Annotated in this window: 17 protein-coding genes; all 17 read right to left on the reverse strand. The window is 35.1% G+C overall.

All coding sequences use genetic code 11. From position 1 onward, the window contains the following. Positions 1–103: 103 nt before the first annotated feature. The 17 genes from IM793_RS22610 to gmd all read right to left on the reverse strand — a co-directional run bounded on the left by IM793_RS22610 (position 104) and on the right by gmd (position 16,994). Positions 104–1,120, reverse strand: coding sequence for a glycosyltransferase family 1 protein (locus IM793_RS22610; RefSeq protein WP_193425412.1), 1,017 nt, complete (start codon positions 1,118–1,120; stop codon positions 104–106). Next, positions 1,110–2,069, reverse strand: a complete 960-nt coding sequence (locus tag IM793_RS22615; RefSeq protein ID WP_227256357.1) for a GDP-mannose 4,6-dehydratase — start codon at positions 2,067–2,069, stop codon at positions 1,110–1,112. Before IM793_RS22615 ends, IM793_RS22610 begins: the two co-directional genes overlap by 11 nt. A gap of 82 nt (positions 2,070–2,151) precedes the next feature. After that, a complete protein-coding gene (locus IM793_RS22620) occupies positions 2,152–3,264 on the reverse strand; it encodes a glycosyltransferase family 4 protein (protein WP_193425415.1) in 1,113 nt (370 codons plus the stop codon). Positions 3,265–3,311: 47 nt separating this feature from the next. Continuing rightward, entirely contained in the window at positions 3,312–4,694 is a 1,383-nt protein-coding gene (locus IM793_RS22625; RefSeq protein ID WP_193425418.1) for a hypothetical protein, read from the reverse strand. Further along, positions 4,672–5,841, reverse strand: a complete 1,170-nt coding sequence (locus IM793_RS22630) for a glycosyltransferase family 4 protein (RefSeq protein ID WP_193425421.1) — start codon at positions 5,839–5,841, stop codon at positions 4,672–4,674. Before IM793_RS22630 ends, IM793_RS22625 begins: the two co-directional genes overlap by 23 nt. A gap of 8 nt (positions 5,842–5,849) precedes the next feature. Continuing rightward, positions 5,850–6,443, reverse strand: coding sequence for an acyltransferase (locus tag IM793_RS22635; RefSeq protein ID WP_121286103.1), 594 nt, complete (start codon positions 6,441–6,443; stop codon positions 5,850–5,852). A gap of 1 nt (position 6,444) precedes the next feature. Next, entirely contained in the window at positions 6,445–7,551 is a 1,107-nt protein-coding gene (locus tag IM793_RS22640) for a glycosyltransferase family 4 protein (protein ID WP_193425423.1), read from the reverse strand. Next, positions 7,551–8,147, reverse strand: coding sequence for an acyltransferase (locus IM793_RS22645; RefSeq protein WP_193425426.1), 597 nt, complete (start codon positions 8,145–8,147; stop codon positions 7,551–7,553). Before IM793_RS22645 ends, IM793_RS22640 begins: the two co-directional genes overlap by 1 nt. A gap of 5 nt (positions 8,148–8,152) precedes the next feature. Then, complete coding sequence (locus tag IM793_RS22650; RefSeq protein WP_193425429.1) at positions 8,153–9,247, reverse strand: acyltransferase; 1,095 nt, start codon at positions 9,245–9,247, stop codon at positions 8,153–8,155. Beyond that, positions 9,248–10,363: a glycosyltransferase family 4 protein gene (locus IM793_RS22655; protein ID WP_193425432.1), complete on the reverse strand. Its 1,116-nt coding sequence runs from the start codon at positions 10,361–10,363 to the stop codon at positions 9,248–9,250. Then, positions 10,364–10,798, reverse strand: coding sequence for an acyltransferase (locus tag IM793_RS22660; protein WP_193425434.1), 435 nt, complete (start codon positions 10,796–10,798; stop codon positions 10,364–10,366). Positions 10,799–10,940: 142 nt separating this feature from the next. Further along, positions 10,941–12,044 (reverse strand): hypothetical protein, encoded by a 1,104-nt coding sequence (locus tag IM793_RS22665; protein ID WP_193425437.1) that lies wholly within the window; start codon positions 12,042–12,044, stop codon positions 10,941–10,943. 10 nt (positions 12,045–12,054) lie between these two features. Beyond that, positions 12,055–13,110: an NAD-dependent epimerase/dehydratase family protein gene (locus tag IM793_RS22670; protein WP_193425438.1), complete on the reverse strand. Its 1,056-nt coding sequence runs from the start codon at positions 13,108–13,110 to the stop codon at positions 12,055–12,057. Positions 13,111–13,118: 8 nt separating this feature from the next. Then, a complete protein-coding gene (locus IM793_RS22675) occupies positions 13,119–13,862 on the reverse strand; it encodes a CatB-related O-acetyltransferase (RefSeq protein WP_193425441.1) in 744 nt (247 codons plus the stop codon). Beyond that, positions 13,859–14,599, reverse strand: coding sequence for a hypothetical protein (locus IM793_RS22680; protein WP_193425444.1), 741 nt, complete (start codon positions 14,597–14,599; stop codon positions 13,859–13,861). The genes IM793_RS22675 and IM793_RS22680 overlap by 4 nt, the downstream gene beginning before the upstream one ends. After that, a complete protein-coding gene (locus tag IM793_RS22685) occupies positions 14,586–15,737 on the reverse strand; it encodes a polysaccharide biosynthesis protein (protein WP_227256358.1) in 1,152 nt (383 codons plus the stop codon). Before IM793_RS22685 ends, IM793_RS22680 begins: the two co-directional genes overlap by 14 nt. Positions 15,738–15,878: 141 nt before the next feature. Continuing rightward, the gene (gmd, locus tag IM793_RS22690) at positions 15,879–16,994 is read right to left on the reverse strand and encodes a GDP-mannose 4,6-dehydratase (protein WP_193425449.1); all 1,116 of its coding nucleotides are present in this window, start codon (positions 16,992–16,994) and stop codon (positions 15,879–15,881) included. Positions 16,995–17,015 lie beyond the last annotated feature (21 nt).

Here is a 17,015-nt window from a genome sequence, read left to right on the forward strand (position 1 = left end):
GAAAAATAATCCTGAAATGATTTATTGCACAAAGAAACCATTTTTTCTTTATCATTCGAAGGCAAAGTCAAGCAAGTGTATAAAATATGCAGGATTTTCATACTCATCGTTTCGAACTCAAAACCTCCTGGTAAAGCTGGAAATATTGGTTAGCTATAAGATCAGGGTTGAAACGCAATTTATTTACTCTTCCTTTTTCTATTAATGTTTCACGATAATTATCATCATTAATAACCTTCAAAATTCCATTTCGTATGTCTTCAATACTAAACGGATCAACCAAACAAGCTGCTTCATTTGCAACCTCGGGCATCGATGATAAATTACTGGTAACCACAACTCTTTCAACAGCATTGGCTTCAACTATTGGCATTCCAAATCCTTCAAAAGTAGAAACAAAAGTTAAAATATCGCATTCGTGATACTTTTCTAAAAGCCTTTCGTTTGAGACATTATATTCATTACTGTAATCAACATTAAATTTGCTTAAAGCCTCCAGGTATTCGGGGTTAAGCTTACCAACAATTGTTAAATGACATTCGATATTATTTAACGATTCTATTAACCTAAGTAAATTCTTATTGTGACCTGTACCGATGTGTAAAATTACTGGCTTAGTTTTATTGAATTGTTTATGGACTGGCTGAAAAACAGGGGCGATTGCAACCGGTATAACTCTTATTTTATCAGGATTGCAACCAGTATAGCCAACAATTTCAGCTTTTGTAGCCTCAGAAATAGAAGTTACGACTTTAGCCCTTTTTACCGGGCCTGTAAGATAAAGCCATTTTACAATTATTTTGGCTAATCCTGTTTTTCTCGGCATCATGCCACAGTCTAAAACGGTTAGTACCACGCGCTTTTTACGCATCAATAAATTAAGAAAATGAATTTCGCCGGTAACATGGTTAATATCATTCCCCTGTCTAAACGCTGCTTCTATTATATTAATAAACTTAGAGTAATATCCATCATTATAACATTTTGAGATAAATACCCTGGCATCAATCTTATCTGTCAGCCTTTTTCTTATATCTTCAAAGATATATTCCAGGCTAAAACTAAATCCATTTCTTGGTTTTCTTTGGAAAAAGTTAATTTTTATTTTTTTATTTACCATTTTCGATTTCTTCATTAATTAAAATCGTTAATACATCATAAAAAGACATCTCGTATTCCCAACCCAATTTTGCTTTAGCTTTTGTATTATCACCATAAATATCAATTATTTCTGTTGGGCGGAAATACTTTTCATTAATCACCAAACAATCAAGCGATATATTTAAATAGTTAAATACATATTCAATAATTGACCTCAGGGAAACAGAGTGGTTTGAGCAGATCAAATAATCGTCGGCATGAGGTTGTTGTAACATCAGGTACATGGCCTCTACATATTTAGGTGCCCATCCAAAGTCTCTTTTAATATCAATGTTACCTACCTCTAAAGTTTCTGCTTCACCATTTTTGATTTTAATCGCTTGTAAAATTACTTTCTTAATAAAAAAATTATCACTTCTTAAATAAGATTCGTGGTTAAATAAGAAGCCACTGCAGCTAAAAAGTCCGTAAGAATCCCGGTAATTTTTGGTTATCCAATGCGCAGAAGCCTTTGATATGCTATAAGGGCTAATTGGATTTATACCAGAAGTTTCTTTTATTGGCAGTTTTGCTTCACCGAAAACTTCGCTACTGGAGGCCTGGTAAAACCTGCATTCGGGATTAAGCATTCTAATGGCTTCAAGTAGATTTAAAACAGATAAGATATTAAATTGGATCGTACCAATAGGCTGCCTAAATGACAAAGAAACAGAGCTTTGTGCCGCCAAATTATAAATTTCATTGGGGTTATATTCTTTAATTATAGACATAACCTGTGATAGATCTGCAAGGTCGCATTCTAGCAGCTCCACTTTATCTTTTAATTTTAAATATTCAAGCCCCTTAAAATTAATGTGAGAGTAGCTCCTTATCAAACCAATTACCCTATAACCTTTACTGTGAAGTAGTTGGGCTAAATAGGCGCCATCCTGACCCGTTATTCCTGTAATAATTGCGACTTTAATCATATACACATTCAGAAAAAAACTTTTTTATACTCATTAGACAGATTTCAGGCGATATAAATAATAAATCAACAAGCTATTACGCTTATGTTAGTTTTTTTAATTGCTCCAGTATGCGCGCATAGCTGTAATTTTCAACAATATTCAAAGAATCGCATTTAATCCCGGCTTTTACCTCCGCAATTACCAGTTTTAATTTCTCTGCAAGATCGCTTATATTTCCGGTTTCAAAGGTATAGCCATTTTTGCCATTAACAACTAAATCTTCTGAACAGCCTGTTAAATCTGATATAATTAAAGGCATATTAAAATTCATAGCCTCATTGACCGATAGACCCCAGTTTTCTCCTAAAGCTGAACACATTACAAATACATCACCAATAGAATAATAATCTACAATTTCAGATTGATTTATAAATCCAGTTAAAACAACGTTCTTCAGTTCCAGCTCTGCTATCCTTTTTTCCATAGCAGGCCTTAACGCTCCCTCACCTATCATAACCAACCATGTGTGCGCATCGTTTAAAAGGGAAAACGAATTAATAAGGTCCAGTGGCAGTTTCTTATCAATATATTTGCCCGAAAACAAAATTACCCTATCGTTTTCGGGAATCTGCAACTTCTGTTTAAAAGATTTCCCACTTTTTTCGATTTGTAATTTAGATTGAACAAACCGATCATTATCAACAGCATACGGGCAAAACAAGAGTTTATGATCCTTAATCCCATAACTTTTATAAAAAAGCCTGTTCTGTTCCCCGATATATAAAAACCAATTAATACGAGGGAACAGGAAATACTTATAGAAAAAAAATTTAATCTTTTGTTTTACACCCTTTTTTAATTTTTCCTGTTTCAAAGGAACATCACATCTGATACAGATTTCGTGTCCTTTCAGCCCGCCAATCAGTAACACCAGAAAATGAGTAAAATAATGCCACCCATGAACAACGATAATTGATTTAGGAATTTGAAATAATTCTTTAATCAGCCCTAAGTTAATTAAACCAAAAAATCCTTTTTTATGAGAAGGTTTCCATGAATGATTTTTAAAAAATTTATGCTCGTAACCCTCTAATAATGGTATATCCCATTTAATCCTGGTACCAAATTCAATGTCCAGACCGCCTTTAATCGATTCATCAGATTCATACCAGGCTTTTGTTTTTACCCCATGATCATTCATATACTTGTACATAGGCGCAAAGTATTGTATGGGATGGGAGTTTATGAAAATAATATCTTTCAAACTGTTTGTGATTTATTTTTTAAATATAGCTGCCTATCTAAGCTTTTGATTGTTATCATAGCGCCAACTGCCATCCACCACCAGATAGATAAGGGAGGCTGCAAAGCTAAGGTACCTGTTATCCCATTAATGATAATGTATGCCAACAAAAAGGATGCAGCAGAAAAGTAATTTACGATATGCATTCTTTTCCATATTTTATATGCCATGTAAATAATATAAAGCCTAAAGCTATACCAGATTAAGGCCAGATATAACCCTCCTTCCCAGAATGTGGTAGATAAATCTGTTTCAGTCCACATTTTTAAGCGGACCTGGTAAGCATATTCACTTATTTTCTCAGCGCCATTACTCATTACACCAAGACCATTACCAAGAATAACACTCCCAAGATCTTGTTCCCAGAACCAGGTCGTCCAATTGGTAAAAGTTGATAAAACCCTCCCCTCAATTTCTTCAGAATGGCTTTGATTTTCTGATCCGGCGGAACGTTGCTCGTACGCGGCAAAATATTCAGGTTTAACAATCCGCAAGGCTGCAATGCCTATTATTAAACAAGATGCAAAAACAATTCCTTTACTCAACATCCATTTCTGGCGTTTAAAGCCTAATAAAACAAAGCCCAGAACAAGACAACTGGCTACTCCTAAAACAGCAGTTCTACCGCCCGTAATAAATGCCCCCACAATTAAACATAATGTTAACAACACATTAATTGGAATTTTTAACCGATTAAACAAAGAGGGATTATTTTTTTCTTTGGGGGAAATAAAAAAATGAATCATCAGAAAAGCAGCTTCAACATTTAGAAAATAAGAATACTGCCCGGTAAAAGAGAATGTGGAACCAACTCTTAAATAACCCGCAGCAGAAAAGGCTTCGAGTGATGTTCCTGCTACGGATAAATTTAACCAATGAGTGGCAGGCAGAGAGTTTTGCAAAACCGCTATAAAAGTTGTTGGAATTAATAATAAAACGAAAAAATTAACAAATTTCTTAAATTCAAATCCGTTATCTTTTGTAAAGCCTGTCACGGTTAGCAGTGCAACTATAACATATAATAAGTATTGCTTTGCACCAAAACAGGTTATTAAAAGTCCGTGAAAGGATGTAATAATAAATAACGGAACAAATAGAAAAAAAACAAACGACCAAACATTTTTTAAATTTTTACCTGCTTTGTCAAACTTTCTACTCAGAAAAACGTATAGGCCAATTAAGCAAATAACATCTTTAATAAAAAACACAGGTGTACCTAGAAAAGGAGGTAAAACCTTTCTTAGTAAACCTTCAAACACAAGCATTATCACTAAGGCATAAATTAAATACCTAAAGGCTATACCTAACTTCAGAAATCTATCTTGAGTTCTTTTTTTCATTAAATATAGTGGTTAATGTATTTACCAAATTGCTAGTGGTTACATCCCATCCGGGTAAATCCTTAGATTTAAATTTAGCCGCCTGTTTCATTGATGTTAAAAGCGCTTCATTATCTGCAAGGAGTTGCATCTTGGAAAGAATAGCTTTATCGTCGCAAATTGGCACAATAAAACCTTCGTATCCATCACTAATAATATCACTGGCTCCGGTATTAGTGGTAGCAATAATAGGAAGACCGGATGCAATTGCTTCGCCAAGTACCAATGCCAAACCTTCTTCTATTGAGGGTAAGCAAAATACATCAGCATTATGGTATGCATCTTCAAGGTCATTTCCTTTTAAAACGCCACGAAAAACAATGTCTGAGGATAAAGAAAGATCAGCAATTCCTGTATCATGATTAGTTGGGCCAACAATAACCAATTGTTTATTTGGATGTTTAAGCTCATTAAAAGCACTTATCAAATATCTTAATCCTTTCCTCACCGATATACTTCCAACAAATAAAACGGTGAATTTGGTATTATCTTTAGCAACCTGATGATTACTGGCCTGAAATTTATTGAAGCCGTAAGGTATTTTAAGTAGTTTCTCTTTAGCAAACCCCATCTGAATAAAGCTGCTTCTTACGAATTCTGATGGCATTAAAATAAAGTCAGCTTCCTGATACTCCTTAATTCTTCTTTCTTTTTCTTTTTGGTATGATGGTTTCCATACCAGGCCAAGCTTCTCATATTCTTTTTTAAGTATATCCTCCTGAAAGGAAATATGAGAATTTACAGCTTCTACTATCGTAATTACTCCATTTTTTTTTGCGTATGCACAACTCGAAAGTCCGCTTCCGTTATAAAATAAAAAAATGTCGCAGTCTTTTACATATTTTTTGCAGGCAAGGTCTTGTTCAATTTTGGCCAGGTATGCAATTTTCCGACATAAAAAATCAGGTAATTTAAATTTTAAGCATGCTATATATATGGTTTGTAAAATATCTGCTCTTCGTATTTTCGGAGCCAATTCTGCTTGTTTTGCCCTTGGGCTAAACCTCGAAAACCCACTAACGAAACGATAAAGAATATTTGCCTTTAATAATCCTAGTGCGTATATATAATGGTGGCTCTTATTGGGAGCAGTGTATACAACTTTCATAATTTTATTTATCCAATTAACCAGGCCCTGTTTGCGGCCAAAAAACTACATGGATTATATTCTAATTTTTCGGTTCTCTTTTTTGTCAGTACCTGAGCCGGATTCCCGGCTACAATCTCGTAATCGCCAACATTTTTACTTACAACTGCACCTGCTCCAACAACAGCGCCTCTGCCGATATGAACTCCCGGTAAAATGATAGAATTGGTACAAATCCATGCGTAATCCTCAATAATAATTGGTGATTTTACATGTTTCCATTCAGGATCTTTTAAATCATGAGATGCCGTTAAAAATAATACGCCATCATTTACACAAACGTTTTCGCCAATTACAATTTGATCGTGAAGTGAAAATTCTACCTGACCGATAAAGGTGTATGCACCAATTTTAAGATTTTTTTTGTTTCCACCCGCCTTTACCTGCCCAATTTCAGCTCTTTCATCAATACAGGCCCCTTTTTTTACCAGGCGGGATCTCCTCCTATTTCTTCTTATTAATTCAGGCAACGTTTGAAAACGCTTAGCCCATGCCTTAATATGTGCATAGGATGCGAATGGAAATACCGCTCTATTTTTAAACAAATAACTAAAACCTGCCATATTAGATTATATTAATGCCTCGCAAATCATTTAAGTACATTTGAGTAACAGCTGCTATTCCGAAGGGATGTGTTCGGTTCCTATCTTCCGTATGAGCGAAGTTATCAAAATAATCATTACAAGAGATCATTTCGCTGGGAATCGGGACATTATCAGTGCCTCTTACTTCCCACTTTCTTGAGATATCCAGAATGATTAACCCGTGCTCGCGCATGGCTGCAACAGAACCACTTTTCTCTGCCAATAATAGTGGAGTAGTAGAAATACCTACAACCGACTGGCTTAATATTTCCGAAATGGTACCTAAAGACTGTTCTCCAAGTACAACAACTTCGATTCCTGAATTACGAACCAAGGGCAACCACTGATCTAACTCACCACCATTTCTACCAACAAATACAAGTTTCAAATCATATTTAAATTTTTCCTTTATCCGGGCATTCAAATTAATTAAATCTCCAATACCGGCTCCCGGGTGTATCCCCCCAAAAACAACGAATTGACGTTGATTACGGTGAGGAGTAACGGCAGTTACCGGTATATTGCCAAAAAGAGGCAGATAGTTAGATTTTACACCAATATTGGCTAATTTTAACTGATATAGCCTGGTATGCGTATGAGTAATTACAGGATTAAGTATTGCTACCATCCTTTTGATAATGAATTTCTGGATTTTACCCCAAATGTTCATTTTAAAAGTAGCGCCCTTATCCATCCCCACCCATAACTCATGAAACATGATGTGCCAGGGAATATTATTGCTTATTTTCTTTAAACTTTTTGCTAAAGAAAAAGGTAAACCTTTATGATTAAATGAAAACACAACATATTGAAGGCTTATCAGATCTGGTTTTTCCTCCCTGATAAATTGAGCTGCCAAATCTAATTTCAAGTTCATTTCTTCACTTTTCGCTAATCTTAATGCAGGTATAGCTTTCCCTTCACTATTTAATACAGTTTTAAAATTGGTATCCACATAAGGATCATTTAACGAAATAATACTTACATCATAACCTAAAGTTGATAATGAAGCACATAATCTGGCTGTATAATCTCCTACACCGTCCTTTCCCTTTTCAATTGAACCACAAATAAATAATATTTTCATTATCTTGATTGAGTGGTTAAATGATTTTCTCTTTGCCCAATTTTTTTTGCGGGTACACCTCCCCAAATTTCGTATGCTCCTATCGGTTTATTTACAACTGCACCTGCTGCAACAATAGCACCATCACCAATTTCAACACCTTTTAGTATAACTACATTTGCGCCTATCCAAACATCATTTCCGATTATAATTGGCTTTTCTACACTAGGCTGTAACCGCATTAAAGTATCAGTCTTCATTCCGTGGTCATGATCTATAAATCTGGAACCGGAGGCAATCAGGCAATTATCTCCAATTACAATTTTTTTACTGATATTAAATTCACAATTGGTTCCAACAAAAACATTATTACCTAATATTATCGACTTACCCGTTCTCCATATCCCATCAAACTTAAAATAAATGCTTTTTTCGAGTATACATGAGTTGCCGATAGAAATTTGGTTAGGCCAGGTAAACAAGATTTTTGAAATACGGCAAGCCGTTCCAATTTCCATACCATATAACCGAAACAGTTTAATGCGGAAGAAATTGAGGAAAGCATCAAAAATCCTGAACCTTAAAAAGAAAATCCCTTTATCATAAATACCTTTCATAAATTCTATTGATTTTTGCTGCTATATCGGTCTTTAAGTTTAAAAAATGGCTTCTCTATTAAGTAGTAAGAAAGATTTGCACAGATTAAAATAATTAAAATCACCACTAAAAAAGGCATTCGGTGTAAATACTCGCGATCGGCGGTAAATAACTGTTGCCATAAATAGATGCTATAAGATAACGTACCTATGTAGTTGAGTAATCTGGTATTCAAAAGTTTAAACCATAAATTTCTTTGCGATATAGATATCATAACGATTACGGCGACACATAAATTTGTAAAAAGGCCAATATTACCAAACAAGCTGTATGCTATTGCAGTAACTGTAATGAGCAATTTAGAATGATCATAGGTACACAGGTGGTAAAAATAATTATAGATCAAAACAGAAAAGCAAAGTGCTACCGGAACAAGATATTTAACCCATTTGTGCTTAAAAAGCAATTCAATTATTCTGTCATGGTTTAGTGCAAAAAAACATCCCATCAACAAGGCATCACTTGTTACAAAAATGGTATTTGCCATTAACGGTAATGGATAAGCAAAGAACAAAAACCTACTTAAGGCTCCTAAAACAATGAGTACAGGCAATACTTTTTTAATATTCTTACCTGAAAAGATAAATAGAAAGGGAAAAATAAGGTAAAATATTTCTTCAACGGATAAAGACCAGAGATGGGCAGTTTCATGTATCGCACTTGGAAAAAATTGTTTCAGATAAGTTAACATCCCAATCCATTCTAAAGAGGTGATGTTAAAATATTTAAACATGAAAAGCAAATAGTACACAAACATTAAAAAATAATAAGCAGGAAAAATTCGCAAAGTTCTCCTGATATAAAACCCTTTTAATGAGATAGATCCGTTTTTTTCTTTTTCTTTGATTAATAGTGTAGTAATCAGGTACCCACTTATAATGAAGAAGACATTTACCCCCAAAGGCCCGTTACTAATTATCATACCTGCGTATCTGAATAAAGCGTTATGAGGTAGAAAATTATGTTGTGAAAAATGGTAGAGCAATACCATTATGATGCTTATAGCCCTTAATCCATTAAGACTGGGAATCATCTTTTTAGATATTTCTTGTGCTGCCATTTAGGTTAAATTATTAGCGCGTAATACTTGATTTAGTTGATTTTCAAATGCTTTCCAGTTTAATTGCTGAACACGTTTTTTTCCATTGATGGTTAACCTTTCCATTAATAAATCATTATTAATTAAGTGGTCTAAACTGTTATATAAGTTTTCAGCATTAGGTTGATCCAGCACTATAGCTTCTACTCCATCAATAAGATCATAAGCAATTCCGGTTGCTCCGGTTATTACCGCGCAGCCACAAAACATGGCCTCTGCAACAGTTAACCCAAAGCTTTCACAAACTGATGGATGAATAAATATAAGTGATTGATTATAATGTACAATTAAATCTTTTTTATGATCAACAAAGGGTATTAATTCTATATTTTGAAGCACATCTTCAGGAAATACCTCATCAACTTTAAATTCATAACCAGCACCTATAATCCTGAATTTAAACTGTTTGTATTTTCTTAAAATTTTCGGCATGGCCTGAATCATGGCATCAATGCCTTTTCTATCAATCCATGAACCACAAAATGTAATTATCTGCTCTCTTGCAACACTAGGCTCCACCTCAAAGAAAAGATCGGGCAGTGCCGGCTCTATGTAAAATACTTTTTCAGCAGGTACGTTTAGTGATTTTTTAGCAAAATCTGCATCGTATCTCGAAACGGTTAAAATCGCATCTACATTTAAATAACAGTATTGAAATAAAAAAGCGGTATTGAAATGATACCATTTCTTTTCTGTATGCTTTAAATAAGATTTAAATTCCTTTATTTTTTTTTCAACGTGAATTTCCAATCCATTAGAGTGCAGGATAATGGCCGCCTTTAATTTTAAAAAAGACTTAATGAGGTATAGTGCAAGGTAACTTTCGCCCCCATACAAAAATATACTATCATACTGCTTAAGCTTCTTCCTGTTTTTAATTACCCATATGCCCATGCCCAGGGCCATTCTGTATAGATTAGCCGTACCACTTAATTTTGGTAAAATGATCAGGTCTTCTGGCGGAACCATATCAACCCTATGCCCAAGGGCCGATAAAGATTTAGCTGTGTTTACAATTACATAGCCAGATCCCTGAGATTCAACTAAGGGACAATTACTAAGGAATAAAATCTTCATTTAATGGAATAGTCTTTTATACATTGATGTATGTTTTAAATCCTTTCTTCTTTCTTTTTTGAATTTTGCGGGTACGCCATAATAGATCCCATAAGGGAGTGTATCTTTTGTTAGCAAAGAAGCACCGCCTAAAACAGAACCATAATGCATTTTTACATTTTTGAAAATTTTTGCTCCATATCCAATAAATACATAATCTTCAATAACTACCTCATCTTTCCGGGCTATGCACATCTCGTCTTCAAAGTCATGATCTGCTGTAACAATACTTACCTGTGCAGAAATAGAAACGTTGCTGCCAATGTAAATACCGCCCCGGTTATCCATGTGGCAATATTGGTTTATTGTACTATTTGCACCCATCGAAAACAAGCCTGAAGTATTAAACCTGCAGCCTAAATGAATGCTGGCATTTTTACCTATCTTAAACTTCATCACGTATTTATAGTAAAACAACCTGATGCCATGCGAAGGAATATAAGCGATTATAAAATTGCAAATCCAGAGTTTGAAGTCCGAAAAAAAGGATTTTAATATTTCCATTAGTAAAATAAAATTTCTTGCTATTATGAAAAATTTATAATTGCCAAAATTTCTGCTGAATATCATTTAATAGAAACATTTTTTCTATTAAGGCCTTCGCATTTACTGATTTTTCTTTACCGTTTACGATTAATTCCTTTATGGATTCAATCATGTCGTCTTTCTCCAATGTAGTGCAAGATACAGCAGCTCCATTTTCTTTTAATAAGTTACCAGCTGCACTATCAAAAGGGCCATGATATAATATTGAACCCGAACCACCAAGGTAACCTACCATTTTGGTAGATAAGCTATATTTATAAAATTCAGGAACCGTAAACTTAATCGGTAAATATAGTATATCTGCTTCGTCCAATTCCTTTTTAAGTAACGCAGAGTCCATTGTTACCGGCAGATACTCGACAGTAAATTTTTTATTGTTTAAAAAATCAACATCCTGTGTTCCCCTAAGGGTTAATTTAAATTTATATTGATCAGAAAGGTCATTTAGTGCCTCCGAAAAAACGTTAAATAACGGAAGATAACTGATATGGAGTAAGCCTGCAAAATAGACATTGATGATATCATTATCATTAATGTCGCGAACAATGGAAACCTCAGATGCAGCAACACCGTCAGTTATCACTTCAAATGCTCTGGGTCCAAATAACCTTTGATACTCCAAACCCATTTCATTGGAAATTACCAATCTTCGATCTGCAATATTCCAAAGTTTCTCCGATATAGCGTGCGTTCCTCCGGCAGTTAAAAAGTGATCATGGTAAGATACCCAGATTTTGTGGTTACTATTAAAAGAGGATAAAAACGCCATAGAATATTTCCCATGGTCAACAATATGCAGAACATCGGCATCTATACCTTTAATTTTCTTTCTGATTTTATTTAAACAGTTATTGAGCAAAAGGCTTTCTCTACACCAGGTAGCAATGTCGCGGATAAAAGAGCGCATCCACTTTTTATGTACCGGGCTAGCCGTAATAATTTCTTCGGTAATATCGCCAACGCTAGTTTTACTATTGTTTTGCTTTACACCAATTGAAATAACCTGTTTTTCTCTATTTAGGTATAACCTTCTTAGAATTCTGCTTCCGCCACCGGTATCGTATAGCGAGTATTGTTGAAAAGAAATTAATTTCATCGTTTTATTTTTAAGCAAGTCTGGCTTTTGTAGCCTCAACAATCTGCCTAATGGTTTCTTCTAATGAAACTGTAATATTCCAGTTCGGATAGTGTTCTCTCATTTTTGACAAATCAGAAATGTAACAGATATGATCACCAATACGATTTTCATCCACATAGGTATAAACTTGTTGTTTACCCGTAAATTTCTCTGCGATTTTAAAGGCTTCCCAAATTGAGCAGGAATTATCTCTTCCTCCACCAATATTATACACTTCAGCAATTCTTGGTTTGTTGATAAATGCCTCAATAAAGCTGGCAACATCATGAGAATGTATATTATCCCTTACTTGTTTTCCTTTGTAGCCAAACACTTTGTATTCACGCCCTTCTAAGTTGCACTTTACCAAATAGCTTAAAAAACCATGAAGTTCTACCCCCGAGTGGTTTGGGCCTGTTAAGCAACCTCCACGTAAACAACAGGTAGGTATATTAAAATAACGGCCATATTCCTGAACCATTACATCTGCAGCTACTTTAGAAGCACCAAATAAAGAGTGCTTGGACTGGTCTATCGAAAAGCTTTCTTTAATACCATTAGCATACTCTGGATCGGCATAATCCCACCTGGTTTCTAATTCTACCAAATCAATTGTATTCGGCCTGTCTCCATAAACCTTATTTGTAGACATGTGCACAAAAGGAGATTCCGGACAAGCCTGCCGAACTGCTTCCAATAAATTTAAAGTACCTACTGCATTGGTATCAAAATCATCAAAAGGAATAGCAGCAGCCCTATCATGAGAAGGTTGGGCAGCAGTATGAACAATTGCATCAGGTTTTAATTCTTTTAATAAATTTAAAATTCCGGAACGATCACGAAGATCCAATTCATGGTGAATAAATAATGGTCCCAATTGTTCAGCTAATCTGCTTTGGTTCCATCGGGTATCACCCTGTGGACCAAAAAACACCGCCCTTTGATTATTATCCAAGCCATGGATTTCCCATCCGGCAGCAGCAAAATGTACACATACCTCTGAGCCGATAAGGCCTGATGAGCCGGTAACAAGTAATTTTTTCATATCTAATTTTATATGTTAATATCTTCAGCTATTGTAACCTGAAATTTTTTAATGTTTATTCTGATCCAATCCTCATCCTTATCCCACCAACTCAAATCAATCAATTTTTGCATAACGATATCGTTATGCCTGTATTTTATAACTTTACAGGGTACTCCTCCGGCAATGGCATAGGCTGGAATATTTTTAGTTACCACACTGCCTGCCCCTATTACAGCTCCATTACCTATCTCAACGCCATCTACAACCAATACATTAGCCCCTATCCAAACGTCGTTTCCAATCTTTATCCGCTTATATTCAACAAAACCTGTATTATCCTTAATAAATGGATTGTTTAATGCCGCTACGCTATAGAAATATGGGCTCGAGCTAATTGTATCAGTGGGGTGAGTACCTAAACCGGCAGTAAAGTTGGGTCCAATTGAGCTGAATTTCCCTAACTCGACATTGTTAATGTTCGACCTGTCAGCTATATACGAGTAGCGCCCTATATCTGAATTTGAGATAGAACAATCTTTTCCAATTTTATTATAGCCGTTTAATGTAACATCATGGACACGGGTATCACTATAAATGTTAATATTATCATGAATAAAAGAATTATATAAACGCACTTTATCATCAATACGAATCTTTTGCCCTAAAACTGAGGATTTTCTTATGATAACGTTAAAGCCAGATAAGCATTTATAATACTTAATATGTGTTAACACCGAGAAAAATAAATCTGATAAGAATTTCTTTATCATATAGATTTTGTTAAAAAGTATTTTACGCTCCTCATCTTATCTTTTATCAGCCACAATAAAGGATATTTCAAACTATATCCGGTAATTTTCCTTAACTGCAATATTAACTGGGGTAAAACAATTCTGGAGTAATGAATTCCATCCCATAAATATTTTTTAACCGTTTTATTATCTTCAGTTACTGTATCGTTTAAAACACCAATTGTAGGTATTCCATACTGCCCACATTTTGCTATATATGCCTGAATTAAGCACTTCGTTATTTCATTACGTTCTGTTTCACTTCCAAAACTCGGATATTCTGGTGTATCCTCTTCTTTAAATTTTGTTGGAGGAGGCAATAGCAGGCAAACATTATAGCCTCTATTTTTAATAGTTGCCAGATAGTCGATAAACTTATCTGTTAAAATACCACATATTTCTTCAAAGCTTTTGTTTTGCCTGATAGCTTGTTTTATCAAATGAACTCTGCAATCAATTTCACCAGCACTAACTACGATCCAGGAGTTTACAGGAATTGTATTTATAATGTTTTCAAACAATTGCTTTGCGTTTGTAGAACTGGTTTCCTCGCAAAAATTATACGCTGTTACCGGCCCTAACCTGAATATCTCAAAATGATTAACCAAAGATTTTCTTTGCTCGGGCACAATTGGAACCAGCCTGTCTTCTCCTGCAAAAACAGAAACATGGCTATCGCCAATGCAATAGATCTTATTTTTTTTATTCTTTTTCAACAGACCATGTTTTAAAGAAACCAAAAACAAAATGTATCATAAATTCAGAAACAGCTATAAAAATGTTTAATTTAAGTACCCCTGAAATTTTCGTTAAATCAAAAATAAATATCCCTGAAATAATGGGTAAAACACTTAATATGATTGCGTAAACAGGGTTAATAATCCATCCTCTGCTGGTGTAAAGTGATAATGCCAGCCCCATTAAAACATTAGCACAAGAACCAATCATAACGTATACTAATTCTTTTTCCAAATTTGCATACTTGTTTCCTAACACCCATAATAACTGGGAAGGAAATAACATGACAATAAAGGTTATTCCTGATAAAATGACAAGCATAGTTGCCAGAATAAACAAGTACCGTTTAAGCAAAGCCTTACCAGACTCTTTGGTTCTTGCAAACCTGGGTACAATAAGGATCGAAAACATAGTTGATATCACTCCAAGAAGCATCGATAACCTCCCTAAAGCGCCAACTTCTGCAATATTGGTCGTATTTCCGAACACAGAAATCAACCACACCGTTAACTGGCCGGCTAGGCAATAGTAAATTGCGCCGGGCAATATTCCTTTAACAATCTTAAAAATCTCTTTTTGAACCCCTAAGTCAATTTCATTGCTGGTTTCGGTAAATTTACCTGCAATCTTTCTCAATTTTATATTGCCCAAAATTCTTGGTATCCCTGCAGCCCAGATGGCTATAAATGTAAACGGGAATAAAAATACAGTTAGCGCACTGATTGTTAAACGAAGTACGCTAACTTTAATTTGATTTTCTTGCAGGGGTCTGATATCCTGGTGCAATTTTAGAATAATCTCCAGTAATGAATCGGATAAGGCGGCATAAAAAGCGGGTATTAATGCTGTAATGATTAATACAGTAGCTAAAATACTTGCCCCATGATGTAATAGCAAATAGGCCAAAATAGGAACTGCAACAATTAAGCTGAAAAACGCAAACTTTTTTCTCAGGTTCAAACCTGTTGACAAAACAATTCCAAGCTTTTTTTTATCCTCCCACACCTTTCCTCCAAGTGCCATTACACCTGTAGAAATACCTCCATCTGATAATAATGACATTGTTCCAAGCATCGTATTGGCTAATGTATAAAGCGCATATTCCTTAGTAGGCAACAGCCTGATGATCAGCAAACCACAGAGTAAACCAGTAAGTTGTACTATTGCCTGCGCTCCACCAGTTATAGAAATTAACTTTATCCACTTTAAAAGACTACTATCTTTAGCGCCCGACATTGAATTGAATTAAATACTTATTTATTCGTATTGATTTTTTACATTATAGCCATGGCCTTTCAATATTGATTCTTTTTTGAAAAGCTCAACATCAGCCGCTACCATTTCTTTTACCAGCGCTGCAAGGTCATATTTTGGTTCCCACCCCAATTTAGTTTTAGATTTGGTTGGATCACCAATTAACAAATCTACTTCGGTAGGACGGAAATAAGCAGGATCAACCGCTACTACTTCCGTACCTTCAACAATTTGATAGTCCGGATTTGAACAAGAAACGACATAGCCCTTTTCTTCTGCTCCATCTCCTTTAAATTCCACAACAACTCCTACTTCAGCAAAAGCCAAACGTACAAATTCTCTTACGCGTGTAGTTACTCCGGTTGCAATCACAAAATCTTCGGCAGTGTCTTGTTGCAGTATTCTCCACATGGCCTCAACATAATCCTTTGCATGGCCCCAATCGCGTTCAGCATCTAAATTACCTAAGTACAGTTTACTCTGCATGCCCTGGGCTATCTTAGCTACTGCACGGGTAATTTTACGTGTTACAAAGGTCTCACCACGCAACGGGCTTTCATGGTTAAATAATATGCCATTACAAGCAAACATCCCATAAGCTTCCCGGTAATTTACTGTAATCCAATAGGCGTACATTTTTGCTACGGCATAAGGTGAGCGGGGGTAAAATGGAGTGGTTTCTGATTGAGGTACCGCTTGCACCAAACCATATAATTCGGAAGTACTGGCCTGATAAATTTTTGTTTTTTTAGTTAAACCCAGTATACGGATCGCTTCTAATAACCTTAAAGTACCAATCCCATCCGCGTTGGCCGTGTATTCTGGGGTATCAAAACTAACCTTAACATGGCTCATGGCTCCAAGATTATAAATTTCATCTGGCTGAACTTCCTGAATAATGCGAATCAGGTTTGTACTGTCACTTAAATCACCATAATGAAGCTTAAACCTAACATCTTTTTCATGAGGATCCTGATATAAATGATCAATTCTATCTGTGTTAAATAAAGAACTACGGCGTTTAATCCCGTGAACGGTATATCCTTTTTCTAATAAAAGTTCTGCAAGGTAGGCACCATCCTGTCCTGTAATACCTGTAACTAATGCTACTTTAGCCATTTTGTTAATGTTTTTTTTTAA

The organism is Pedobacter sp. MR2016-19 (assembly GCF_014947265.1).
Lineage (GTDB): Bacteria > Bacteroidota > Bacteroidia > Sphingobacteriales > Sphingobacteriaceae > Pedobacter.